This is a genomic window from Janthinobacterium sp. 1_2014MBL_MicDiv, assembly GCF_001865675.1.
In the GTDB taxonomy this organism is placed as follows: domain Bacteria; phylum Pseudomonadota; class Gammaproteobacteria; order Burkholderiales; family Burkholderiaceae_D; genus Janthinobacterium.
In genome coordinates this window covers 5,732,145-5,752,111 of sequence record NZ_CP011319.1, presented here as the reverse complement: position 1 = coordinate 5,752,111, position 19,967 = coordinate 5,732,145, and the positions used below count along the sequence as shown (strand labels likewise).

General features: G+C 57.0%; 33 protein-coding genes. 32 read left to right on the top strand and 1 reads right to left on the bottom strand.

Going from position 1 to position 19,967, the window contains the following annotated elements:
* Window positions 1-120 precede the first annotated feature (120 nt).
* On the top strand, window positions 121-966 hold the full coding sequence (locus tag YQ44_RS24960) for a DUF817 domain-containing protein (RefSeq protein ID WP_071325669.1): 846 nt from the start codon (window positions 121-123) through the stop codon (window positions 964-966).
* Between the two features lie 132 nt (window positions 967-1,098).
* Here the strand turns inward: YQ44_RS24960 and YQ44_RS24955 are convergent, their stop codons facing one another.
* Window positions 1,099-1,647: a tetratricopeptide repeat protein gene (locus YQ44_RS24955; protein ID WP_071325668.1), complete on the bottom strand. Its 549-nt coding sequence runs from the start codon at window positions 1,645-1,647 to the stop codon at window positions 1,099-1,101.
* A 175-nt stretch (window positions 1,648-1,822) separates the two neighbouring features.
* On the opposite strand from YQ44_RS24955, the gene creB reads away from it, so the two are divergent.
* From creB to YQ44_RS24820, 31 genes are all read left to right on the top strand, one after another.
* On the top strand, window positions 1,823-2,560 hold the full coding sequence (creB, locus tag YQ44_RS24950; RefSeq protein ID WP_071325667.1) for a two-component system response regulator CreB: 738 nt from the start codon (window positions 1,823-1,825) through the stop codon (window positions 2,558-2,560).
* Window positions 2,557-3,978, top strand: coding sequence for a two-component system sensor histidine kinase CreC (gene creC, locus YQ44_RS24945; RefSeq protein ID WP_071325666.1), 1,422 nt, complete (start codon window positions 2,557-2,559; stop codon window positions 3,976-3,978). The genes creB and creC overlap by 4 nt, the downstream gene beginning before the upstream one ends.
* Before the next feature lie 91 nt (window positions 3,979-4,069).
* Window positions 4,070-5,467 carry a cell envelope integrity protein CreD gene (creD, locus tag YQ44_RS24940; RefSeq protein ID WP_071325665.1) on the top strand — a complete coding sequence of 466 codons (1,398 nt, stop codon included), beginning with the start codon at window positions 4,070-4,072 and terminating at the stop codon, window positions 5,465-5,467.
* Between the two features lie 249 nt (window positions 5,468-5,716).
* Window positions 5,717-5,905 carry a hypothetical protein gene (locus YQ44_RS24935; protein ID WP_071325664.1) on the top strand — a complete coding sequence of 63 codons (189 nt, stop codon included), beginning with the start codon at window positions 5,717-5,719 and terminating at the stop codon, window positions 5,903-5,905.
* A 325-nt stretch (window positions 5,906-6,230) separates the two neighbouring features.
* A complete protein-coding gene (gene rplC / locus YQ44_RS24930) occupies window positions 6,231-6,887 on the top strand; it encodes a 50S ribosomal protein L3 (protein WP_010394393.1) in 657 nt (218 codons plus the stop codon).
* A gap of 3 nt (window positions 6,888-6,890) precedes the next feature.
* Window positions 6,891-7,511: a 50S ribosomal protein L4 gene (gene rplD, locus YQ44_RS24925; RefSeq protein ID WP_034753197.1), complete on the top strand. Its 621-nt coding sequence runs from the start codon at window positions 6,891-6,893 to the stop codon at window positions 7,509-7,511.
* Window positions 7,508-7,825: a 50S ribosomal protein L23 gene (rplW, locus tag YQ44_RS24920; protein ID WP_010394398.1), complete on the top strand. Its 318-nt coding sequence runs from the start codon at window positions 7,508-7,510 to the stop codon at window positions 7,823-7,825. The genes rplD and rplW overlap by 4 nt, the downstream gene beginning before the upstream one ends.
* Entirely contained in the window at window positions 7,825-8,652 is an 828-nt protein-coding gene (gene rplB / locus YQ44_RS28490) for a 50S ribosomal protein L2 (protein WP_034753198.1), read from the top strand. Before rplW ends, rplB begins: the two co-directional genes overlap by 1 nt.
* Window positions 8,653-8,662: 10 nt before the next feature.
* A complete protein-coding gene (gene rpsS, locus YQ44_RS24915) occupies window positions 8,663-8,938 on the top strand; it encodes a 30S ribosomal protein S19 (RefSeq protein WP_008444295.1) in 276 nt (91 codons plus the stop codon).
* Entirely contained in the window at window positions 8,935-9,267 is a 333-nt protein-coding gene (gene rplV / locus YQ44_RS24910; protein ID WP_170840583.1) for a 50S ribosomal protein L22, read from the top strand. The genes rpsS and rplV overlap by 4 nt, the downstream gene beginning before the upstream one ends.
* 9 nt (window positions 9,268-9,276) lie before the next feature.
* On the top strand, window positions 9,277-10,092 hold the full coding sequence (rpsC, locus tag YQ44_RS24905) for a 30S ribosomal protein S3 (RefSeq protein WP_071325663.1): 816 nt from the start codon (window positions 9,277-9,279) through the stop codon (window positions 10,090-10,092).
* Window positions 10,093-10,094: 2 nt separating this feature from the next.
* On the top strand, window positions 10,095-10,514 hold the full coding sequence (gene rplP, locus YQ44_RS24900; RefSeq protein WP_034753201.1) for a 50S ribosomal protein L16: 420 nt from the start codon (window positions 10,095-10,097) through the stop codon (window positions 10,512-10,514).
* A 12-nt stretch (window positions 10,515-10,526) separates the two neighbouring features.
* Window positions 10,527-10,718, top strand: a complete 192-nt coding sequence (gene rpmC / locus YQ44_RS24895; protein ID WP_010394412.1) for a 50S ribosomal protein L29 — start codon at window positions 10,527-10,529, stop codon at window positions 10,716-10,718.
* On the top strand, window positions 10,715-10,987 hold the full coding sequence (gene rpsQ, locus YQ44_RS24890) for a 30S ribosomal protein S17 (RefSeq protein WP_010394415.1): 273 nt from the start codon (window positions 10,715-10,717) through the stop codon (window positions 10,985-10,987). The genes rpmC and rpsQ overlap by 4 nt, the downstream gene beginning before the upstream one ends.
* Window positions 10,988-11,240: 253 nt before the next feature.
* Complete coding sequence (gene rplN, locus YQ44_RS24885) at window positions 11,241-11,609, top strand: 50S ribosomal protein L14 (RefSeq protein WP_008444317.1); 369 nt, start codon at window positions 11,241-11,243, stop codon at window positions 11,607-11,609.
* A gap of 9 nt (window positions 11,610-11,618) precedes the next feature.
* Entirely contained in the window at window positions 11,619-11,933 is a 315-nt protein-coding gene (rplX, locus tag YQ44_RS24880; protein ID WP_010394419.1) for a 50S ribosomal protein L24, read from the top strand.
* 6 nt (window positions 11,934-11,939) lie between these two features.
* Window positions 11,940-12,479, top strand: coding sequence for a 50S ribosomal protein L5 (rplE, locus tag YQ44_RS24875; protein WP_010394421.1), 540 nt, complete (start codon window positions 11,940-11,942; stop codon window positions 12,477-12,479).
* 4 nt (window positions 12,480-12,483) lie between these two features.
* Entirely contained in the window at window positions 12,484-12,789 is a 306-nt protein-coding gene (gene rpsN / locus YQ44_RS28485) for a 30S ribosomal protein S14 (protein ID WP_038497021.1), read from the top strand.
* A gap of 14 nt (window positions 12,790-12,803) precedes the next feature.
* Entirely contained in the window at window positions 12,804-13,199 is a 396-nt protein-coding gene (gene rpsH, locus YQ44_RS24870; protein WP_071325662.1) for a 30S ribosomal protein S8, read from the top strand.
* Window positions 13,200-13,209: 10 nt separating this feature from the next.
* Window positions 13,210-13,743, top strand: a complete 534-nt coding sequence (gene rplF, locus YQ44_RS24865; RefSeq protein ID WP_071325661.1) for a 50S ribosomal protein L6 — start codon at window positions 13,210-13,212, stop codon at window positions 13,741-13,743.
* Window positions 13,744-13,756: 13 nt separating this feature from the next.
* The gene (gene rplR, locus YQ44_RS24860; RefSeq protein WP_010394431.1) at window positions 13,757-14,119 is read left to right on the top strand and encodes a 50S ribosomal protein L18; all 363 of its coding nucleotides are present in this window, start codon (window positions 13,757-13,759) and stop codon (window positions 14,117-14,119) included.
* Window positions 14,120-14,128: 9 nt separating this feature from the next.
* Window positions 14,129-14,647, top strand: a complete 519-nt coding sequence (gene rpsE, locus YQ44_RS24855) for a 30S ribosomal protein S5 (RefSeq protein WP_010394433.1) — start codon at window positions 14,129-14,131, stop codon at window positions 14,645-14,647.
* Between the two features lie 10 nt (window positions 14,648-14,657).
* On the top strand, window positions 14,658-14,837 hold the full coding sequence (gene rpmD / locus YQ44_RS28480; RefSeq protein WP_010394435.1) for a 50S ribosomal protein L30: 180 nt from the start codon (window positions 14,658-14,660) through the stop codon (window positions 14,835-14,837).
* Window positions 14,838-14,867: 30 nt separating this feature from the next.
* Complete coding sequence (gene rplO, locus YQ44_RS24850; RefSeq protein WP_034753211.1) at window positions 14,868-15,299, top strand: 50S ribosomal protein L15; 432 nt, start codon at window positions 14,868-14,870, stop codon at window positions 15,297-15,299.
* 32 nt (window positions 15,300-15,331) lie between these two features.
* Window positions 15,332-16,666, top strand: coding sequence for a preprotein translocase subunit SecY (gene secY / locus YQ44_RS24845; protein WP_071325660.1), 1,335 nt, complete (start codon window positions 15,332-15,334; stop codon window positions 16,664-16,666).
* Between the two features lie 18 nt (window positions 16,667-16,684).
* Window positions 16,685-16,903 carry a translation initiation factor IF-1 gene (gene infA / locus YQ44_RS24840; RefSeq protein WP_005663428.1) on the top strand — a complete coding sequence of 73 codons (219 nt, stop codon included), beginning with the start codon at window positions 16,685-16,687 and terminating at the stop codon, window positions 16,901-16,903.
* Between the two features lie 42 nt (window positions 16,904-16,945).
* Entirely contained in the window at window positions 16,946-17,059 is a 114-nt protein-coding gene (gene rpmJ / locus YQ44_RS28475) for a 50S ribosomal protein L36 (RefSeq protein WP_010394471.1), read from the top strand.
* A gap of 14 nt (window positions 17,060-17,073) precedes the next feature.
* Window positions 17,074-17,439: a 30S ribosomal protein S13 gene (rpsM, locus tag YQ44_RS28470; protein WP_046681666.1), complete on the top strand. Its 366-nt coding sequence runs from the start codon at window positions 17,074-17,076 to the stop codon at window positions 17,437-17,439.
* Window positions 17,440-17,456: 17 nt separating this feature from the next.
* Window positions 17,457-17,861 carry a 30S ribosomal protein S11 gene (gene rpsK / locus YQ44_RS24830; protein WP_010394475.1) on the top strand — a complete coding sequence of 135 codons (405 nt, stop codon included), beginning with the start codon at window positions 17,457-17,459 and terminating at the stop codon, window positions 17,859-17,861.
* A 258-nt stretch (window positions 17,862-18,119) separates the two neighbouring features.
* Entirely contained in the window at window positions 18,120-18,743 is a 624-nt protein-coding gene (rpsD, locus tag YQ44_RS24825) for a 30S ribosomal protein S4 (protein WP_071325659.1), read from the top strand.
* Between the two features lie 102 nt (window positions 18,744-18,845).
* A complete protein-coding gene (locus tag YQ44_RS24820) occupies window positions 18,846-19,823 on the top strand; it encodes a DNA-directed RNA polymerase subunit alpha (RefSeq protein ID WP_008444343.1) in 978 nt (325 codons plus the stop codon).
* Window positions 19,824-19,967 lie beyond the last annotated feature (144 nt).

Here is a 19,967-nt window from a genome sequence, read left to right as displayed (position 1 = left end):
CCGGCAGCGATGCCGGACGTAGCAAAAACCAGGCCTTGCGCCTGGTTTTTTTTTGCCCTGCCATCGATGCGCGGGGGGATATCGCTTTACAGTGCCGCGGCTGGAAGATAAAGTTGCCGCATGCTTAATGCTCTCGACGCCCACCTGTTAAATGCCGCGCCCCGTAGCCGCTTGCGCGGCTGGCCGCGCTTCCTGACCGAATTCCTGTATTTCGGCATCAAGGAGGCGAGGTCATGCCTGTTCGTCGGTCTGTTTTTTGCCGCCGTGTTCCTGGTGCCGCGCGCCGGCCTGTTCGGCTTGCCGCGCTATGACGTGCTGCTGCTGGTGGCGCTGGCGATCCAGGGCGCGATGGTTTGGAGCGGACTGGAAACGTGGGATGAGTTGAAGGCCATCTGCCTGTTTCATCTGGTAGGCTTCGCGCTGGAGGTGTTCAAGGTGTCGGGGGCGATCCAGTCGTGGAGCTATCCCGACTTCGCCTATACCAAGGTGTTCGGCGTCCCCCTGTTCTCCGGCTTCATGTATGCGGCCGTCGGCAGCTACATCATCCAGACCTGGCGCCTGCTCGATATGCGGATCCGCCACCATCCGCCGTACTGGATGGCGGTGCTGATCGCGCTGCTGATCTACGCCAACTTCTTCACCCATCACTACATCGGCGACTATCGCTGGTATCTGGCGGCCTGCGCGCTGGGCTTGTACGCGCGCACCACCGTGGTGTTCCGCCCGCTCGACCGCGACCGCAGCATGCCCTTGCTGCTGGGTTTCGTGCTGGTCGGCTTCTTTATCTGGCTGGCTGAAAACATCAGCACCTTCTGGGGCGTGTGGCGCTATCCGAACCAGCTTGGCGCCTGGTCGGTCGTGCATGTGAGCAAATGGAGCTCATGGTCGCTGCTGGTGGTGATGACGTTCACCATCGTGGCCCACCTCAAGCACATCAAGGCCAGCATCCACGTCGCCCAGCATTAAGCCCGGCCCCGGTGGGGCTTCCATGCTGCTGCCGGCACAGGCAGTGCCGGCCCTGCGCACCGGGGATGCGGGCCTGGGGACCGTCGCCTGCCGCGGAACGCCAGAAGCCCGTCGTGGCCGATGGGGGTACCCTTACTGCAGGCTGGCCGCCACCGCATCGAAGCGGTTGCCGAGCGCCGCCTGCGGGCCGCCCTGCAGCTGCCTGGCGTACTGGCGCAGCACTTCCGCTGTATATGTGCGCGAAGCGGACGACAGCTTCGGCAGCAGGGGCAGCACGCGTTCCAGGTAGGCCGTGCCCTCCTGCCACTTGCCTTGCGCCGACAGCGCCGACGCCAGCTCCACCAGGCGCCGGCCGACGCGTGCGTCGCTGCGCGGCTGTGCCGTTTCTTCCGTGGCCAGCGCTTGCCGGTACAGCGCTTCCGCTTCCGCATTCTTGCCTTGCAGGCGCTTGATGCGGCCCAGGTTGTACTGGCGTTGCGACAGGATTTCCGCGCTCGCCCCGGCTTGCTCGGCGCTGCGCAGCGCCTGCACGCAAGCCAGTTCCGCTTCGCCAAGCTGGCCTTTGATCTCGGCCGCGTTGCAAGCGTCGTGTTGTGCGTTGGAAGTGGTGAGCGTGGCCGGCGTCGCGCAGGCGGCCAGCAGGCTGACGCTGCATAGCAGGCTGATGGTATGTTTCTTCATGGTCTCCTCGTACAGGTGTGGGGCACTGCATATCGGTGGAGTCAAGCTGTGATGAATATACCATCAGTTTTTCATCGTGGGCGGCTTTTTGCCGGCACGTGCGGACGCGCGCGATTGACGCCGCTTGCCCGCTTCAGGGATACTCCGGGTCTCTCCTTCACTGCACGCCGCCGCCATGTCCAAGACTATCCTGATCGTGGAAGATGAACAGGCGATCGCCGACAGCATCGCCTATGCCTTGCGCACGGACGGTTTCGCGCCGCGCCATGTGATGCTGGGCGAGCAGGCGCTGGCCGCCTTGCGCCCGGCTGCCGGCGAAGCCGCGGAAATGCCCGTTCTCGTGGTGCTCGACGTGGGACTGCCCGACATGAGCGGGCTCGAAGTCTGCCGCCGCCTGCGCCAGTTTTCCGAGGTGCCGGTGATTTTCCTGACGGCGCGCAGCGACGAAATCGACCGCATCGTCGGCCTGGAAATCGGCGCCGACGATTACGTCACGAAACCGTTTTCGCCGCGCGAACTGGTGGCGCGCATCCGCGTCATCCTGCGTCGCGCGGGCGCCACACAGGTGCCGCGCGAGGCTGGCATGACGATAGCCGCCACCGCCAGGACGGCCAGCGTGGCGCCGGCGCGTTTCGAATTGCGCGCGCTCGAGGCGAGGGTGCTGTTCCATGGCCAGCCGCTGGACCTGACCCGCTACGAATACCTGTTGCTGAAGACCCTGCTTGAGCATCCGGGCCACGTGCTGTCGCGCGCGCAGCTGATGGAGCGCGTGTGGAGCGGCGCGCCCGACACGCTCGAGCGCACCGTCGATGCGCACGTGAAATCCCTGCGCGCCAAGCTGCGCGCCATCGACGCGCAGCAGGAACCTATCCAGACCCACCGTGGCCTCGGCTACAGCCTGGCTGGCGCATGAGAATCGGCCTGCGCATCCTGCTGGGCTACTTCCTGATCGTGGGGCTGGCGGCGTGGTTCCTGCTGAATGTCTTCATGGAGCAGGTCAAGCCGGGCGTGCGCTCGACCCTGGAAGATACGCTGGTCGATACCTCGCAATTGCTGGCCAGCCTGGTGGCGCCCGATCTGAAGGCGGGCAGCCTGGCGAACTCGCCGGTGGCGGCGCGCATGCAGAATTACGCGCAGCACGGCGTGGACGTCAACATCAATGGCGTGCGCAAGCAAAGCCTCGACTACCGCATCTATATCACGGACCGGCGCGGCATCGTGCTGTTCGATTCCAGCGGGCGCGACGTGGGGCGCGACTACTCGCGCTGGAACGATGTCTACCTCACCCTGCAGGGCAAGTATGGCGCGCGCAGCACGCGCAGCCGGCCCGATGACGAGATGTCGACGGTGATGCACGTGGCCGCGCCGATTCGCGACGGCAACGAGGTCATCGGCGTGCTGACGGTGGCCAAGCCGAATGCCAGCGTGCAGGCGTTTGTCGAGCGCAGCCAGCGCAAGATCCTGCAGCGCGGCGCCGTGCTGCTGTTGCTGTCGCTGCTGATCGGCCTGGCGTTCGCCTGGTGGTTGCACCATGCGTTGGGCAAGCTGATGCGCTATATCGGCGACGTGGAGGCGGGGCGCAAGGTGGCCCTGCCGGCGCTGGGCAGGAACGAGATCGGCACCCTGGGGCGGGCGCTGGAGGCGATGCGCACCCGGCTGGAAGGCAAGGAGTATGTGGAGCAATTGATGCATACGCTGGCGCATGAATTGAAAAGCCCGATCGCCGCCATCCAGGCGTCGGCCGAGCTGCTGCAGGAAGACATGCCGCCGGCCGAGCGCCGCCAGTTCCTTGCCAGCATCCTGGAGCAGAACGCGCGCCAGCGGCAGCTGATCGACAAGCTGCTGGCCCTAGTGCGCGTGGAAAAGCAGCAGCGCCTCGACCATCCGGAGCGCATCGCGCTGGCGCCCCTGCTGGCGCAAGTGGCGCAGGACGCGGCTGCCACGCTGGCCGTGCGCGGCGTGCGCCTGCAGATACAGTGCGACGAGCTGAGCGTGGATGGCGACGCCCTGTTGCTGCGCCAGGCGCTGGGCAACCTGCTCGACAATGCCGCCGGCTTCGCGCCGCCCGGCAGCTGCATCGACCTGACGGCGCAGCGTCAGGCGACGCAAGTGGAAATCAGCGTGCGCGACCGCGGCGCGGGCATCCCCGCGTATGCGCAGGAGCGCGTCTTCGAACGCTTCTATTCGCTGCCGCGCCCTGAGGCCGGCAAGAGCACGGGCCTGGGCTTGCCCTTCGTGCGCGAGGTGGCCTTGCTGCATGGCGGCAGGGTGGAGGTGGCCAACCATCCGGATGGCGGCGCCTGCGCGCGCCTGTGCCTGCCCCTGGTGTAGCTGGCCGGAATTTATTTCCGCACTTCACACGCAGCGCATCGTCAGCGCACATGGCTTTTTTACACTGGCTTCCTTACTTTAAGGATGCGCCATGCAAAAAACGCTATTAATCAAGGCATTGATCGTCTTCGGCCTGATGCTGCTGATCGGCCTGCCGCTGCTGATGATTCAGGAAACGATCAAGGAGCGGATGGAGTTCCGCCAGGAAGCCGTCAACAGCATCGCCGCCGATTCGGTGCGCGAACAAACCATCATCGGCCCCATCCTGGTGATTCCCTACACGGAGCAATATGAAGAGCGCGTGGAGGTGGCCAAGGGCGATGACAAGACGCAGGAAGTGAAATTGCCGGTGCGCACGGAGCTGCTGCGCCGTACGGTGCAGCGCCGCCTGCTCGTGTATCCGAACGATTTGCAGATCAATGGCAGCATCGAGACGGACCGCCGCTACCGGGGCATCCACCAGGTGCTGGTCTACAGCGGCCAGCATGCGTTCAAGGGCGACTTTACCGTGCCGGGCAGCGCCCAGCTGCCGCGCAAGTCGCCCGACTCGCGCGTGACCGTGGGCGAGCCCTTCGTCGCCCTGTCGATCGAGGACGTGCGCGGCATCCGCAATATCCCGAAGATCGACTGGGGCGGCCAGCAGATCGAATTCGAGCAGGGGACCGACCTGTTTGCCTTCCGCAGCGGCCTGCATGCAGCGCTGGGCAGCTTGCCGCTGGCGGCGCCGCGGCAGGTGCGCTTCAGCTTTGACCTGGGCCTCGATGGTATCGAACGCCAGCATTTCGTGCCGGTGGCGAAGAACAGCCAGATCCACATCAAATCGAACTGGCCGCATCCGCAGTTTGGCGGCCGCTTCCTGCCGTCGCCCAAAAACCGCCAGATCGACGCCCAGGGGTTCAGCGTGGGCTGGAACATCTCGTCCCTGGCCACGAATGCGCAAACGCAGCTGAGCACCATCGAGGGCGAATTCAAGGTGCCCGACAGTGCGCCGCTGGGCCAGGTGGACCGCTTCAGCGTCGGCTTCATCGAGCCGGTGAACCTGTATTCGCAATCGGACCGCGCCACCAAGTATGGCCTGCTGTTCGTGGCGCTGACCTTTGCCGCCTTCTTCATCTTTGAGATCCTGAAAAACCTGCCGATCCACCCGGTGCAGTACTTGCTGGTGGGGCTGTCGCTGGTGATCTTCTTCCTGCTGCTGGTAGGCCTGGCCGAGCATATCGCTTTCCTCGGCGCCTATCTGACCGCCAGCGCCGCCTGCATCGCGCTGACCAGCTTTTATCTGGTGCACGTGCTGCACAACGTGTGGCGCGGCATCGGTTTCGGCGTCGCACTGACCGTACTGTATGGCGCCTTGTACGGGCTGCTGAGTTCGGAAAACAATGCGCTGGTGATGGGCAGCATCCTGTTGTTCGCCGTGCTGGCGGCCATCATGGTGGCGACGCGCAAGGTGGACTGGTATCAGATTGGCAAAGGCGCGCCGCAGGAGTAAGCGCATGGCGGGCGCCACCCGCGAGTATCACCGGCCAGCCCTGGCAGCGTCATGCCCGGGCTGGCTTTTTGATTGGAGGCGAGGAGGGCGCGCGACGATTCCTTTAATTGGTAGTTGGTTGGTATTGTTTACGGTATTCTATTGGCATTGTTTTTTAAGTAATGACGGGTGCCGTGGCGTTCGTCCGGGCTGGCGTGACGATGGCGCGCCATCCTGTTTGTCCTTCCATCTGATAAACGGAGATGAAACATGATCAAGAAGACGATGGCTTTCCTGTTTGCGCTCGGCCTGAGCGCCTCATATGCGTTTGCCGCCGGCGACGTCACGCAGTGCTACAGCGAGTGCGGGCAAAAAGTGGCGAATTGCCGGGCCCACCTCGGTGGCAGCCCCATCTGCACGGACCTGTATGACCATTGCCTGATTAACTGCCAGCAATAAGCTTTCCGGCTGCCAAGCCCAAGGTGAGTGGAGCGGGGCGCGCAAGCCGATTGCGCGCCCTTTGTGTTTCTGCCGTCAGGCGCCAGGGCGCATGGCGCGGCGCTTTGCGCGCAACGGCATGCCGCCGCGCACGCCTTTTCACGATGGCGGACAACTCCCGCAGGGGCGTCGCGCAACACTTTGACATACCTCGTGTTAACTTGTTGCGTCAAGGGTTTTTGTGCTATATACTAGCCGGCTTCGGTATGGATTCGTCTTTTTTGAGTCCTACGTTACTTTGTAGTTAAACAAGCCCCGCCCAATCGCAGGTGGGAATGGAGAAAAAATGAGCCTAGGCCTTCTCGGTCGCAAGGTTGGTATGATGCGCATTTTCACGGATGAAGGGGATTCGATCCCGGTCACCGTGTTGGACGTATCGAACAACCGTGTTGCGCAAATCAAAACCCCTGAAACAGATGGTTACTCCGCTGTTCAGGTCGCATTCGGTCAACGTCGCGCTTCCCGCGTGACCAAAGCTGTTGCTGGTCATCACGCTAAAGCTGGTGTTGAAGCCGGTACTCTGTTGAAAGAGTTCCGCGTTGACGCTGCTAAAGCCGCTGAACTGAAAGCTGGCGATGTTGTCGCTGCTTCCCTGTTCGAAGTCGGTCAAAAGATCGACGTGCAAGGCGTTACCATTGGTAAAGGCTATGCAGGCGTTATCAAACGTTACCACTTCGCTTCTGGCCGTGCAACGCACGGTAACTCGCGTTCGCATAACGTTCCAGGTTCCATCGGTATGGCACAAGATCCAGGTCGCGTTTTCCCTGGTAAGCGCATGACCGGTCATCTGGGTGACGTTAACCGTACGATCCAGAACCTCGTGATCGCCCGTATCGATGCCGACCGTCAGCTGCTGCTGGTCAAAGGCGCGATTCCAGGCGCGAAAAATGGCCAGGTAGTTGTCTCGCCAGCCATCAAAACCAAAGCCAAGAAGGGAGCTTAAACGATGGAACTCAAGCTTCTGAATGCGCAAGGTCAAGCCGCCTCGAACGTTGCTGCAGCCGATACGATTTTCGGCCGTGACTACAATGAAGCGCTGATCCACCAAGTCGTCATCGCTTATCAAGCGAATGCACGTAGTGGTAACCGCAAGCAAAAAGACCGTGAAGAAGTTCACCACACGACGAAAAAGCCATGGCGCCAAAAAGGTACCGGCCGCGCTCGTGCTGGTATGTCGTCGTCGCCACTGTGGCGCGGCGGTGGTCGGATTTTCCCGAACTCGCCTGACGAAAACTTCACCCACAAAGTGAACAAAAAAATGTATCGCGCAGGTATCTGCTCGATCCTGTCGCAGCTGGCTCGCGAAGAGCGCCTGATCGTCATCGACGATCTGACGATCGACGCGCCAAAAACCAAGCTGCTGTCGCAAAAATTGAACGGCCTGGGCTTTGATTCGGTTCTGATCATCACCGACGTTCTGAACGAAAACCTGGAACTGGCATCGCGCAACCTGCCTAACGTACTCGTCGTTGAGCCACGTCACGCAGACCCGATGTCCCTGGTGTTCTACAAGAAGATCTTGGTCACCAAAGCTGCATTGGCTAAGATTGAGGAGATGCTGGCATGAGCGCGATTTTGAAACATAGCGAAGAACGCTTGATGAAGGTGCTGTTGGCTCCTGTAATTTCCGAAAAGGCCACCATGGTCGCGGAAAAGAACGAGCAAATTGTATTCCGCGTACTGCCGGATGCAACCAAGCCTGAAATCAAGGCAGCGGTCGAACTGCTGTTCAAGGTCGAAGTCCTGTCCGTGCAAACTGCAAACCGCGAAGGTAAGCAAAAGCGCACCGGCAAGTTCAACGGCCGTCGTAACCATACCAAGCGTGCTTTCGTGTGCCTGAAACCTGGCCAGGAAATCAACTTCTCCGAGGAGGCTGCATAATGGCACTCGTTAAGATGAAACCAACCTCGCCAGGCCGTCGCGGCATGGTAAAGGTGGTGAATGCCGACCTGTACAAAGGTCGTCCATTCGCTGCCCTGGTTGAAAAGAAATCCAAGACCGCTGGTCGTAACAACAACGGTCACATCACCACCCGTCATATCGGTGGTGGTCACAAGCAACACTATCGCTTGATCGACTTCAAGCGCACCAAAGATGGTATTCCAGCGAAAGTGGAACGTATCGAATACGATCCAAACCGTACCGCGAATATCGCTCTGCTGTGCTACGCCGACGGCGAACGCCACTACATCATCGCAACCAAAGGCATGGCCGTTGGCGATAGCGTGATGAATGGTTCGGAAGCGCCGATCAAATCGGGTAACTGCTTGCCAATCCGTAACATCCCAGTCGGCACCGTGATGCATTGCGTCGAGATGCTGCCAGGTAAAGGTGCCCAAATGGCACGTACCGCTGGCGCTGGCGTTGTGCTGATGGCACGTGAAGGTACCTACGCTCAAGTGCGTCTGCGCTCGGGTGAAGTACGTCGCGTGCACATCGAGTGCCGTGCTACGGTTGGTGAAGTCGGTAACGCCGAGCACAGCCTGCGTAAAATCGGTAAAGCTGGTGCGATGCGCTGGCGCGGTGTTCGTCCTACCGTTCGCGGTGTGGTCATGAACCCGGTCGATCACCCGCACGGTGGTGGTGAAGGTAAAACAGCAGCTGGTCGTCATCCAGTTTCGCCTTGGGGCCAACAGACTAAGGGTAAGAAGACACGCAGCAACAAGCGTACTACTTCCATGATCGTCTCGCGCCGCGGCAAGAAATAAGGGGTAGCACATGACACGTTCATTGAAAAAAGGGCCGTTCTGTGACGCCCACCTGGTGAAAAAAGTTGAAGCCGCGCAAGCAGCCAAAGACAAAAAGCCAATCAAAACCTGGTCGCGTCGTTCGACAATCATGCCTGACTTTATCGGCCTGACGATCGCGGTACATAACGGCAAGCTGCACGTGCCGGTTTATGTTTCCGAAAACATGGTTGGTCACAAGCTCGGCGAATTCGCACTGACCCGTACGTTCAAGGGCCATGCAGCTGACAAAAAGGCTAAGAAATAATGGAAACTAAAGCTATCCTCAAAGGTGTGCGCCTGTCGGACCAAAAGGGCCGCTTGGTTGCGGACCTGATCCGTGGCAAGAAAGTTGACGCTGCACTCAACATCTTGCAATTCAGCCCGAAAAAAGGTGCTGCGATCATCAAGCGTGTTCTGGAATCCGCAATTGCGAATGCTGAGCACAACGATGGCGCGGACATCGACGAATTGTTCGTGAAAACGATCTACGTCGAAAAGGGCCCGGTCCTGAAGCGCTTCACCGCGCGTGCAAAAGGCCGTGGCGACCGTATTTCGAAACAATCCTGTCACGTTTACGTGACTGTCGGTAACTAAGGAGCCACGATGGGTCAGAAAATTCATCCAACCGGTTTCCGTCTGGCGGTCACCCGTAACTGGGCTTCGCGCTGGTATGCAGGCAACGGTAATTTCGCTGCCATGCTGAACGAAGACTTGAAAGCACGTGCTTACCTGAAAAAGAAACTGAAGAACGCTTCCGTTGGCCGCATCGTTATCGAGCGCCCAGCCAAGAATGCGCGCTTCACGATCTACAGCTCGCGCCCAGGCGTGGTCATTGGTAAAAAAGGCGAAGACATCGAAGTACTGAAGTCCGCGCTGACCAAGATCATGGGCGTGCCTGTTCACGTGAATATCGAAGAAATCCGCAAGCCAGAAATCGACTCGCAACTGATCGCCGATTCGATCGCTCAGCAGCTGGAAAAACGGATCATGTTCCGCCGCGCCATGAAGCGCGCAATGCAAAACGCAATGCGCCTGGGTGCTCTCGGTATCAAGATCATGTCGTCCGGCCGTCTGAACGGTATCGAAATCGCACGTAAAGAGTGGTACCGCGAAGGCCGCGTGCCTCTGCATACCCTGCGCGCCGATATCGACTACGGTACCAGCGAAGCGTCGACCACCTACGGCATCATCGGCGTCAAGGTGTGGGTATACAAAGGTGACCGCGCGCCTAACGGCGATGCACCAGTCATCGATACTCCAGCTGACGAGAAGAAGAGCCGCGGTCCACGCCGTGACGATGGCAAGCCAGCCGGCCGCCCACGTCCAGCGGGTGCGAAACCATCCACAGCACCAGGTGCTGCTCGTGTGCGCGCCGCTAAACCGGCCGCCGCTGCACCAGCTGAGAAAGCAGGAGAATAATCATGCTGCAACCAGCACGCAGAAAGTATCGTAAAGAGCAGAAAGGCCGTAACACCGGTATTTCGCACAGCCGCGGCACCGCCGTGTCGTTTGGCGAATTCGGTCTGAAGGCAGTTGCGCGCGGTCGTATCACTGCGCGTCAAATTGAAGCGGCGCGTCGTGCAATGACGCGTCACATCAAGCGCGGTGGCCGTATCTGGATCCGTATTTTCCCGGACAAACCGATTTCGAACAAACCGGCTGAAGTCCGTATGGGTAACGGTAAAGGTAATCCTGAGTACTACGTCGCTGAAATTCAGCCAGGCAAAGTACTGTACGAAATGGATGGCGTTGATGAAGCGCTGGCACGGGAAGCATTCCGTCTTGCCGCCGCTAAACTGCCACTGGCGACGACGTTTGTCATCCGCCAAGTCGGCCAATAATTGGAGTTGTATATGAAAGCATCTGAACTCCGCGGCAAGGACCAGCCAGCTCTGCAAAAAGAGCTGAATGACCTGTTGAAGGCACAGTTCGGCCTGCGCATGCAAATCGCTACGCAGCAGCTGAGCAACACTTCGCAGCTCAAGAAGGTACGCCGCGATATCGCGCGTGTGAAGACGGTAATGAATCTGAAGGAAGCCAAATGAACGAACCAGTGAAACAGTCGCTCAAGCGCACGCTGATCGGTAAAGTGGTTTCGGACAAGATGGACAAGACCGTTACCGTTCTGATCGAGCGCCACGTAAAACATCCTTTGTATGGCAAGATCATCATGCGTTCGAACAAGTATCACGCGCATGACGAGACCAACCAAGTCAAGGCCGGTGATACGGTCGAGATCCAGGAAGGTCGCCCGATCTCCAAAACGAAGGCATGGACGGTGACACGTGTGGTTCAAGCCGCACCAACCGTTTAAATAAAAACCACCGTTTCGGCGGTGGGTTTTAATTAGTACTTGCAGGCCCGCAAATTGTATGTAATACTTGCGGGCTTCGTTCATGTAACGCCGCAAAGTGTCTGGCCACAGACAGTAGCATTCGCGGTCAGTTGATGTATGAAGGTCATGCACCCAAACAGTGAAGCCCAGCAGGGCGGCTCTGGCGGGACCAAGACTGACCGTGGGTCTACATTGTGTGGATTCTTCGGCTTAAGTTGGGAAAGAGAATACTATGATTCAAACTGAAAGCCGGCTCGAAGTGGCTGACAATACCGGTGCCAAAGAAGTAATGTGCATCAAGGTATTGGGCGGCTCCAAGCGCCGTTATGCTGGCATTGGCGATGTGATCAAGGTAACCGTTAAGGTTGCTGCGCCACGTGGCCGTGTCAAAAAAGGTGAAATTTATAACGCCGTGGTTGTGCGCACCGCTAAAGGTGTTCGCCGCCAAGACGGTTCCCTGGTGAAGTTCGACGGCAATGCCGCCGTACTGTTGAACGCCAAGCTGGAACCGATCGGTACCCGTATTTTTGGACCTGTCACGCGCGAACTGCGCACTGAGAAGTTCATGAAAATCGTGTCCCTGGCACCGGAAGTCCTGTAAGGAGTCGTAATGGATAAGATTCGTAAAAACGACGAAGTCATCGTTCTGACCGGGAAAGACAAGGGCAAACGTGGTGTGGTACAGCAGCGTATCGATGCTGAACATATCGTGGTTGACGGCATTAACATCGCTAAAAAAGCGACTAAGCCAAACCCGATGACTGGCGTAACTGGTGGTATCGTCGATAAGACCATGCCAATTCACGTGTCCAACGTTGCATTGTTTAATGCAGCGACTGGCAAGGCAGATCGCGTGGGTTTCAAAGAAGTGGATGGCAAAAAAGTCCGCGTCTTTAAATCCTCCGGCGAAGTAGTGAAGGCTTAAGAAATCATGGCACGTCTCCAAGAATTCTATAAAGAAAAAGTCGTTGCCGACCTGACCAGCAAGTTTGGTTACAAGTCGGTAATGGAAGTTCCACGCCTGACCAAGATCACCCTGAACATGGGTGTTGGTGAGGCTATCGCGGATAAAAAAGTTCTCGAGCACGCTGTTGCTGACTTGACCAAGATCGCCGGCCAGAAGCCAGTGACCACCAAGTCCCGCAAAGCTATCGCAGGCTTCAAAATCCGTGAAGGTTATCCGATCGGTACGATGGTCACCCTGCGCGGCGCTCGCATGTACGAGTTCCTGGATCGCTTCATTACCGTGGCTCTGCCGCGCGTACGCGATTTCCGTGGTGTGAACGGCCGTGCATTTGATGGTCGTGGTAACTACAACATCGGTGTCAAGGAACAGATCATCTTCCCTGAGATCGAGTACGACAAGATTGACGCGTTGCGCGGTATGAATATCAGCATCACGACAACCGCTAAGACCGACGATGAAGCCAAAGCGCTCCTCGCCGCCTTTAAATTCCCGTTCAGAAACTGAGATCATGGCAAAATTGGCACTGATTAACCGTGAGCAAAAGCGTGTAGACCTGGCTGCGAAATTCGCCGTCAAACGCGCTGCGCTGAAGGCCATCGTTGATGACCAGTCGAAATCGGAAGAAGAGCGTTACGAAGCGCGCTTGAAACTGCAAGCGCTGCCACGTAACTCGAATCCGACGCGTCAACGTAACCGTTGCGCAATCACCGGTCGTCCGCGCGGCACATTCCGTAAATTCGGTCTGGGTCGTATCAAGCTCCGTGAATTCGCCATGCGTGGTGAAATTCCGGGTATGACAAAAGCAAGCTGGTAATAGGAGAATATGCAATGAGTATGAGCGATCCTATCGCCGATATGCTGACCCGCATTCGCAACGCACAAGGCGTGCAAAAAACGACCGTGGCCATGCCATCGTCGAAAGTCAAAATTGCGATTGCCAACGTCCTGAAGGACGAGGGTTACATTGAAGATTTCGCTGTTGCCGAAGCTGGTGGCAAGGCGGAACTGAAGATCGGTTTGAAGTATTATGTTGGCCGTCCCGTTATTGAGCGCTTGGAGCGCGTGTCCCGTCCGGGTCTGCGCGTCTACAAGGGTAAAGACGAGATCCCTGTTGTGATGAATGGCTTGGGTGTGGCGATCGTGTCGACTCCGCAAGGCGTCATGACTGACCGCAAAGCACGCGCTACCGGTGTCGGCGGCGAAGTTATTTGCTACGTGGCTTAAGGAGTTACACATGTCTCGAGTAGCTAAAATGCCTATCGTAGTGCCAGCTGGCGCCGAAGTCGCCATCTCCGCACAAGCGATCACCGTAAAAGGCCCGCTGGGCGTGCTTTCCCAAGCCCTCACCGGCCTGGTCAAAGTAGAAAACAATGCAGGAACCCTGAGTTTCGACGTGGCGAACGACAGCCGCGAAGCCAATGCCATGTCCGGCACGCTGCGCGCACTGGTCAACAACATGGTTGTTGGCGTCACCAAGGGTTTCGAGAAAAAGCTGAACCTGGTAGGCGTGGGTTACAAGGCGCAAGCTCAAGGCGACAAGCTGAATCTGTCCCTGGGTTTCTCGCACCCTGTAGTGCATGACATGCCAGCCGGCGTTACCTGCGCAACACCAACCCCGACCGAGATCCTGATTAAAGGTATCGACCGTCAACAGGTTGGCCAGGTAGCCGCTGAAGTTCGTGCTTACCGCGCTCCTGAGCCTTATAAAGGCAAGGGCGTTCGCTATGCGGACGAAGTGGTTAAGCTTAAAGAAACCAAGAAGAAGTAATTAGGGGCTGACGATGGATAAGAAAGAATCACGGCTTCGCCGCGGACGCCAAACCCGCATCAAGATTGCGGAATTGAAAGTAAATCGCTTGTCGGTGCATCGCACCAACCTGCACATTTACGCCAACCTGATCAGCCCGGACGCTAAAGTCCTGGTTTCGGCCTCGACGGCTGAAGCGGAAGTACGCGCTGAACTGGCAGGCCAATCCGGCAAAGGCGGCAATGCCGCTGCTGCAGCCTTGATCGGCAAGCGCGTCGCTGAAAAAGCGTTGAAAGCAGGAATTACCGAAGTTGCGTTCGACCGCTCCGGTTTCCGTTACCACGGCCGTGTGAAAGCGTTGGCAGAAGCCGCACGCGAAGCCGGTCTGAAGTTCTAAGGATCAATCATGGCAAAAATGCAAGCAAAAATGCAAAGCGACAAGCCGGATGATGGCATGCGCGAAAAAATGATCGCGATCAACCGCGTGACCAAAGTGGTCAAGGGTGGTCGTATCATGGGTTTCGCCGCGCTGACCGTAGTTGGTGATGGCGATGGCCGCGTCGGCATGGGCAAGGGCAAATCGAAAGAAGTGCCAGTTGGCGTGCAGAAGGCAATGGAAGAAGCCCGTCGCAACCTGATCAAAGTACCGCTCAAAAACGGTACCTTGCATCACACGGTTGTTGGTCGTCACGGCGCCTCCAAGGTCCTGATGAACCCAGCTAAGCCTGGTACTGGCGTTATCGCTGGTGGCGCAATGCGCGCTATCTTCGAAGTGATGGGCGTGACGGACGTGGTGGCGAAATCCACCGGTTCGAACAACCCATACAACCTGGTACGCGCTACGCTGGACGGCCTGTCGAAAATGAGCACTGCTTCCGATATCGCTGCCAAACGCGGCAAGTCGGTCGAAGACATTCTGGCTTAAGGTGGACAAAATGACAAACACAGTCAAAGTGCAATTGGTCAAGGGCTTGATCGGTACGCGCGAATCGCATCGCGCTACCGTGCGCGGTCTGGGTCTGCGTCGTGTAAATTCGGTTTCCGAATTGCAAGACACCCCATCCGTACGCGGCATGATCAATAAAGTATCGTATCTCGTTAAAGTTGTCGGGTAAGCCTTCGGGCTTACACGAACGGAGCAAATCATGGAATTGAATACTATTGCACCAGCCGAAGGCGCTAAGCACTACAAGCGTCGCGTCGGTCGCGGTATCGGCTCCGGCCTGGGTAAAACCTCGGGTCGTGGTCACAAAGGTCAGAAATCGCGTTCGGGCGGCTTTCATAAAGTCGGTTTCGAAGGCGGTCAGATGCCTCTGCAACGCCGTCTGCCTAAGCGCGGTTTCAAATCGATGCACGCAACCTTCAAAGCTGAAGTGCGCCTGTCCGATCTGAACAACCTGGCTGTTGGCGATGTCGACATTCTGGTCTTGAAGCAAGCTGGCGTTCTGGGCGTGTTGGCCCGTGACGTGCGCGTGATCTTGTCCGGCGAAATCACCAAAGCGGTGAATTTGAAGGGCTTGAAAGTGTCCGCTGGCGCGAAAGCAGCCATCGAAGCAGCCGGCGGCTCGGTAGCCTGAGTTGACCGCTAACAGCTTGATCGGAGCGAAAATTGGCGACTAATCCACAACTTGCTAAAAGTGCAGCGGCCGGTTTCCCTTGGGGACGGCTCTGGTTTTTGCTTGGCGCATTGGTGGTTTATCGTATCGGTGCTCACGTCCCGGTTCCCGGGATTGACCCGACACAATTAGCCTCGCTGTTCAAGGAGCACGAAGGCGGCGTCCTGGGCATGTTCAACATGTTCTCGGGCGGTGCCTTGTCTCGTTTTACAGTGTTTGCGCTGGGTATCATGCCTTATATCTCGGCCTCGATCATCATGCAATTGCTGTCGATCGTGTCACCGCAGATGGAAGCGTTGAAAAAAGAAGGCGAAGCAGGTCGTCGCAAGATCACCCAGTACACCCGGTATTTCACGGTTGCCCTGGCACTGTTCCAAGCGTTAGGCATTGCAGTCGCACTGGAGTCGCAAGCTGGTCTGGTGTTGGAACCTGGTCTTGCATTCCGCTTCGTGACGGTCGTCACTTTGTTGACCGGAACAATGTTTTTGATGTGGTTGGGTGAGCAAATTACCGAGCGTGGCTTGGGTAATGGCATCTCGATCATCATTTTTGCCGGGATTGCAGCCGGTCTGCCGTCGGCGTTGGGTGGCTTGTTCACTCAGGTGTCGAATGGTTCGATCAGCAGCTTCAGCGCGATTTTCATCGTGATCCTGGTAGCACTGGTAACGTACTTCGTTGTATTCGTCGAACGTGGTCAGCGCAAAATATTGGTCAACTACGCGAAGCGCCAGGTAGGCAACAAGATTTATGGCGGTCAAACCAGCCATTTGCCGTTGAAGCTGAACATGGCCGGCGTGATCCCGCCGATCTTTGCTTCTTCGATCATCTTGTTCCCGGCCACTATCGTGGACTGGTTTTCAAAGGGCGCCGACAACGCTAACCCTGCGGTGCGGTTCTTGAAAGATTTGGCAGCATCGATGGGGCCTGGTGAGCCTATCCATGCGCTGTTGTACGCAGTGGCGATCGTGTTTTTCTGTTTCTTCTATACAGCGCTGGTGTTTAACAGCAAGGAAACAGCGGATAACTTGAAGAAAAGCGGTGCGTTCATTCCCGGGATCCGTCCAGGCGAACAGACAGCCCGTTACATCGACAAGATCCTGACACGCTTGACACTTGCCGGCGCAGTCTACATCACCCTGGTGTGTTTATTGCCGGAATTTATGCAAGCCCAGTGGAAAGTACCATTCTATTTCGGCGGTACTTCTTTATTGATTATTGTAGTTGTCACCATGGATTTCATGGCGCAAGTACAGAACTACGTGATGTCGCAGCAATATGATTCACTGCTGCGCAAAGCAAATTTCAAGGGCGGAATTCCGACGCGTTAAGCGCGGTAAACATACCGAATGGCAAAAGACGACGTCATACAGATGCAGGGCGAGATTCTTGAGAATCTCCCAAATGCAACATTTCGAGTGAAGCTGGAGAACGGACACGTGGTGCTCGGGCATATTTCAGGTAAAATGCGGATGAATTATATTCGCATTCTCCCTGGAGACAAGGTGACGGTGGAGTTGACGCCGTACGACCTGAGCCGAGCCCGCATTGTGTTCCGTACCAAGTAACACACTGAATCAAACCAAAGAAGCGAAAGAAAGAGCCCAAAAATGAAAGTTCTCGCATCAGTCAAGCGGATCTGCCGCAACTGCAAGATCATCAAGCGCAAAGGCGTAGTCCGCGTTATCTGCGTGGAACCACGTCACAAGCAGCGTCAAGGTTAATCGAGGAATAACAAATGGCACGTATTGCAGGGGTTAATATCCCAAATCATCAGCATACCGTTATCGGCCTGACGGCCATCTACGGTGTGGGCCGTCCACGCGCAGAGAAAATCTGTGCATCGACCGGTGTAGCAACCAACAAAAAGATCAAAGATCTGGATGACAGCGAACTGGAAAAGCTGCGCGATGAAGTAGGTAAATTCATCGTCGAAGGCGATCTGCGTCGTGAACTGTCCATGAACATCAAGCGTTTGATGGATCTGGGTTGCTACCGCGGCATGCGTCATCGTAAGGGTCTGCCTTGCCGTGGCCAGCGTACGCGTACGAACGCACGTACCCGCAAGGGACCGCGTAAAGCCGCTCAATCGCTGAAAAAATAATCCGCTAGGGAATAATTATGGCTAAGTCGCAAAATAACGCCGCATCAGCACGCGTGCGTAAAAAAGTTAAAAAGAACGTCGCTGAAGGCATCGCACATGTCCACGCTTCGTTCAATAACACCATCATTACCATCACCGATCGTCAAGGCAATGCCTTGTCGTGGGCTACCTCCGGCGGTGCAGGCTTCAAGGGTTCGCGTAAATCGACCCCATTCGCAGCGCAGGTCGCCGCGGAAGCCGCTGGTAAAGTGGCTGTTGAGTGTGGCGTGAAGAACCTGGAAGTACGTATCAAGGGCCCAGGTCCTGGTCGTGAATCCGCCGTTCGCGCGCTGAACAACCTGGGCATCAAGATCACCGAGATCCAGGACGTGACGCCGGTACCGCACAACGGTTGCCGTCCACCGAAACGTCGTCGTATCTAAGATAGTGTTGCAGAGGGCGCTTCGGCGCCAGCTGCTTTGCTGTCTGTTGTAACTCAGTACAGTTGTGTGAAAACGCTGGAGCAGGGAGCCGGAAACGGTTATACTGCCCGGCTGTTCTTGCCTGTCAAATTCTGTTTGGCGGGTTTTTCGTTTTCAGCCACCGTCTGATTGAAACCAAATCAGACTAGCGCCTAACCGCATCAGTGTGTTTGATCATGCATGTGGCTGGGGCGTTATCATTTAAAAAAAGGAAGTATCGTGGCACGTTATATCGGACCTAAAGCAAAACTTTCCCGCCGTGAAGGTACAGACCTGTTCCTGAAGAGCGCACGTCGCTCGCTGGACAGCAAGTGCAAACTGGACGTCAAGCCAGGCCAGCACGGTGTCAAATCCGGCGCCCGCACCTCGGACTACGGTAACCAACTGCGCGAAAAGCAAAAAGTCAAGCGCATGTACGGCGTGCTGGAACGTCAATTCCGCCGCTACTTCGCTGAAGCAGACCGTCGTAAAGGCAACACCGGCGAAACGCTGTTGAAGTTGCTGGAAACGCGTCTGGACAACGTTTGCTACCGCATGGGCTTTGGCTCGACCCGCGCTGAAGCGCGTCAACTGGTCAGCCACAAAGCGTTCACCGTGAACGGTATCGTTGTGAACATCGCTTCGTACGCAGTTAAAGTTGGCGACATCATCGCTGTTCGTGAAAAATCGAAAAAGCAAGTGCGTATCGTTGAAGCACTGTCGCTGGCTGAACAAGTTGGTATGCCTAGCTGGGTTTCGGTTGATGCCAAGAAAATGGAAGGTACTTTCAAGTCCCTGCCAGAGCGTAACGAAATCGCTAACGACGTCAACGAATCGCTGATCGTCGAGCTGTACTCGCGTTAATAGCAGTTAGCACCACCTCCGCCCACTCGATCGAGTGGGCGTTTTACTAATGCCATCAGCCTTATCGGTGTAATGAGCCGAGGGTATTGAAAAGGACATTTCATGCAAAACAGTTTGTTGAAGCCACGTATTATCGATGTTGAAGCTCTCGGTGCAGGTCACGCCAAAGTCGTGATGGAACCGTTCGAGCGCGGCTATGGCCACACATTGGGTAACGCGTTGCGCCGCGTTCTGCTGTCGTCGATGGTGGGCTACGCGCCGACCGAAGTGACGATTGCTGGCGTCGTCCACGAATATTCCTCCCTCGATGGCGTGCAAGAAGACGTCGTCGATCTGTTGCTGAACTTGAAGGGTGTGGTTTTCAAAGTCCACAACCGCGATTCGGTAACCCTGACCCTGAAAAAAGAAGGCGAAGGCGCGATCCTGGCCTCCGACATCGACCTGCCGCATGACGTCGAACTGATCAACCCTGACCACGTGATCGCCCACCTGACCGCCGGTGGCAAGCTGGACATGCAGATCAAGGTTGAAAAAGGCCGCGGCTACGTTCCTGGTAACGTGCGTCGCCTGTCGGAAGACACGAACAAGACCATCGGCCGCATCATCCTCGATGCGTCATTCTCGCCAGTGCGCCGTGTATCGTACTTCGTTGAATCGGCTCGCGTTGAACAGCGTACCGACCTGGACAAGCTGATCATCAACATCGAAACCAACGGCGTGATCTCGCCGGAAGAAGCGATCCGCCAGTCGGCCCGCGTCCTGGTGGACCAGTTGAATGTGTTCGCTGCCCTGGAAGGCACGGAAGCCGCCGCCGAAGCGCCATCGCGCGCACCGCTGGTCGATCCTATCCTGTTGCGTCCAGTCGACGACCTGGAGTTGACCGTGCGTTCGGCAAACTGCCTGAAAGCGGAAAACATCTACTACATCGGCGACCTAATCCAACGTTCGGAAAACGAACTGCTGAAAACGCCAAACCTGGGCCGCAAGTCCCTGAACGAAATCAAGGAAGTGCTGGCATCGCGCGGCTTGACCTTGGGCATGAAGCTGGAAAACTGGCCGCCTGCCGGCCTGGAAAAGTAATCGCAGTCACAGTATTTTGTAGCAAACTGCCTGGGACAGGTGTCCCAGGCTTTTATCTTGTAGCACCAAACCGGTCCGCGGCTGTATGGGGTTTCCCAACCAGCCGATCGAAGAACTGGAATTTAAACACTCACCGAAAGGATT

Excerpts from the sequence above, each read along its gene's own strand:
- rplW (WP_010394398.1), top strand. The coding sequence starts at position 7,508 with ATGAGCGCGATTTTGAAACATAGCGAAGAACGCTTGATGAAGGTGCTG.
- rplP (WP_034753201.1), top strand. The coding sequence starts at position 10,095 with ATGCTGCAACCAGCACGCAGAAAGTATCGTAAAGAGCAGAAAGGCCGT.
- YQ44_RS24955 (WP_071325668.1), bottom strand. The coding sequence starts at position 1,647 with ATGAAGAAACATACCATCAGCCTGCTATGCAGCGTCAGCCTGCTGGCC.
- rplE (WP_010394421.1), top strand. The coding sequence starts at position 11,940 with ATGGCACGTCTCCAAGAATTCTATAAAGAAAAAGTCGTTGCCGACCTG.
- rpmC (WP_010394412.1), top strand. The coding sequence starts at position 10,527 with ATGAAAGCATCTGAACTCCGCGGCAAGGACCAGCCAGCTCTGCAAAAA.
- rpsM (WP_046681666.1), top strand. The coding sequence starts at position 17,074 with ATGGCACGTATTGCAGGGGTTAATATCCCAAATCATCAGCATACCGTT.
- rplB (WP_034753198.1), top strand. The coding sequence starts at position 7,825 with ATGGCACTCGTTAAGATGAAACCAACCTCGCCAGGCCGTCGCGGCATG.
- rpmJ (WP_010394471.1), top strand. The coding sequence starts at position 16,946 with ATGAAAGTTCTCGCATCAGTCAAGCGGATCTGCCGCAACTGCAAGATC.
- rplR (WP_010394431.1), top strand. The coding sequence starts at position 13,757 with ATGGATAAGAAAGAATCACGGCTTCGCCGCGGACGCCAAACCCGCATC.
- rplF (WP_071325661.1), top strand. The coding sequence starts at position 13,210 with ATGTCTCGAGTAGCTAAAATGCCTATCGTAGTGCCAGCTGGCGCCGAA.
- creB (WP_071325667.1), top strand. The coding sequence starts at position 1,823 with ATGTCCAAGACTATCCTGATCGTGGAAGATGAACAGGCGATCGCCGAC.
- YQ44_RS24935 (WP_071325664.1), top strand. The coding sequence starts at position 5,717 with ATGATCAAGAAGACGATGGCTTTCCTGTTTGCGCTCGGCCTGAGCGCC.
- YQ44_RS24960 (WP_071325669.1), top strand. The coding sequence starts at position 121 with ATGCTTAATGCTCTCGACGCCCACCTGTTAAATGCCGCGCCCCGTAGC.
- rplX (WP_010394419.1), top strand. The coding sequence starts at position 11,619 with ATGGATAAGATTCGTAAAAACGACGAAGTCATCGTTCTGACCGGGAAA.
- infA (WP_005663428.1), top strand. The coding sequence starts at position 16,685 with ATGGCAAAAGACGACGTCATACAGATGCAGGGCGAGATTCTTGAGAAT.
- creD (WP_071325665.1), top strand. The coding sequence starts at position 4,070 with ATGCAAAAAACGCTATTAATCAAGGCATTGATCGTCTTCGGCCTGATG.
- rpsC (WP_071325663.1), top strand. The coding sequence starts at position 9,277 with ATGGGTCAGAAAATTCATCCAACCGGTTTCCGTCTGGCGGTCACCCGT.
- creC (WP_071325666.1), top strand. The coding sequence starts at position 2,557 with ATGAGAATCGGCCTGCGCATCCTGCTGGGCTACTTCCTGATCGTGGGG.
- rplD (WP_034753197.1), top strand. The coding sequence starts at position 6,891 with ATGGAACTCAAGCTTCTGAATGCGCAAGGTCAAGCCGCCTCGAACGTT.
- rpsQ (WP_010394415.1), top strand. The coding sequence starts at position 10,715 with ATGAACGAACCAGTGAAACAGTCGCTCAAGCGCACGCTGATCGGTAAA.
- rpsH (WP_071325662.1), top strand. The coding sequence starts at position 12,804 with ATGAGTATGAGCGATCCTATCGCCGATATGCTGACCCGCATTCGCAAC.
- rpsK (WP_010394475.1), top strand. The coding sequence starts at position 17,457 with ATGGCTAAGTCGCAAAATAACGCCGCATCAGCACGCGTGCGTAAAAAA.
- rpsE (WP_010394433.1), top strand. The coding sequence starts at position 14,129 with ATGGCAAAAATGCAAGCAAAAATGCAAAGCGACAAGCCGGATGATGGC.
- rpsN (WP_038497021.1), top strand. The coding sequence starts at position 12,484 with ATGGCAAAATTGGCACTGATTAACCGTGAGCAAAAGCGTGTAGACCTG.
- YQ44_RS24820 (WP_008444343.1), top strand. The coding sequence starts at position 18,846 with ATGCAAAACAGTTTGTTGAAGCCACGTATTATCGATGTTGAAGCTCTC.
- rpsS (WP_008444295.1), top strand. The coding sequence starts at position 8,663 with ATGACACGTTCATTGAAAAAAGGGCCGTTCTGTGACGCCCACCTGGTG.
- rplC (WP_010394393.1), top strand. The coding sequence starts at position 6,231 with ATGAGCCTAGGCCTTCTCGGTCGCAAGGTTGGTATGATGCGCATTTTC.
- rplO (WP_034753211.1), top strand. The coding sequence starts at position 14,868 with ATGGAATTGAATACTATTGCACCAGCCGAAGGCGCTAAGCACTACAAG.
- rpmD (WP_010394435.1), top strand. The coding sequence starts at position 14,658 with ATGACAAACACAGTCAAAGTGCAATTGGTCAAGGGCTTGATCGGTACG.
- rplN (WP_008444317.1), top strand. The coding sequence starts at position 11,241 with ATGATTCAAACTGAAAGCCGGCTCGAAGTGGCTGACAATACCGGTGCC.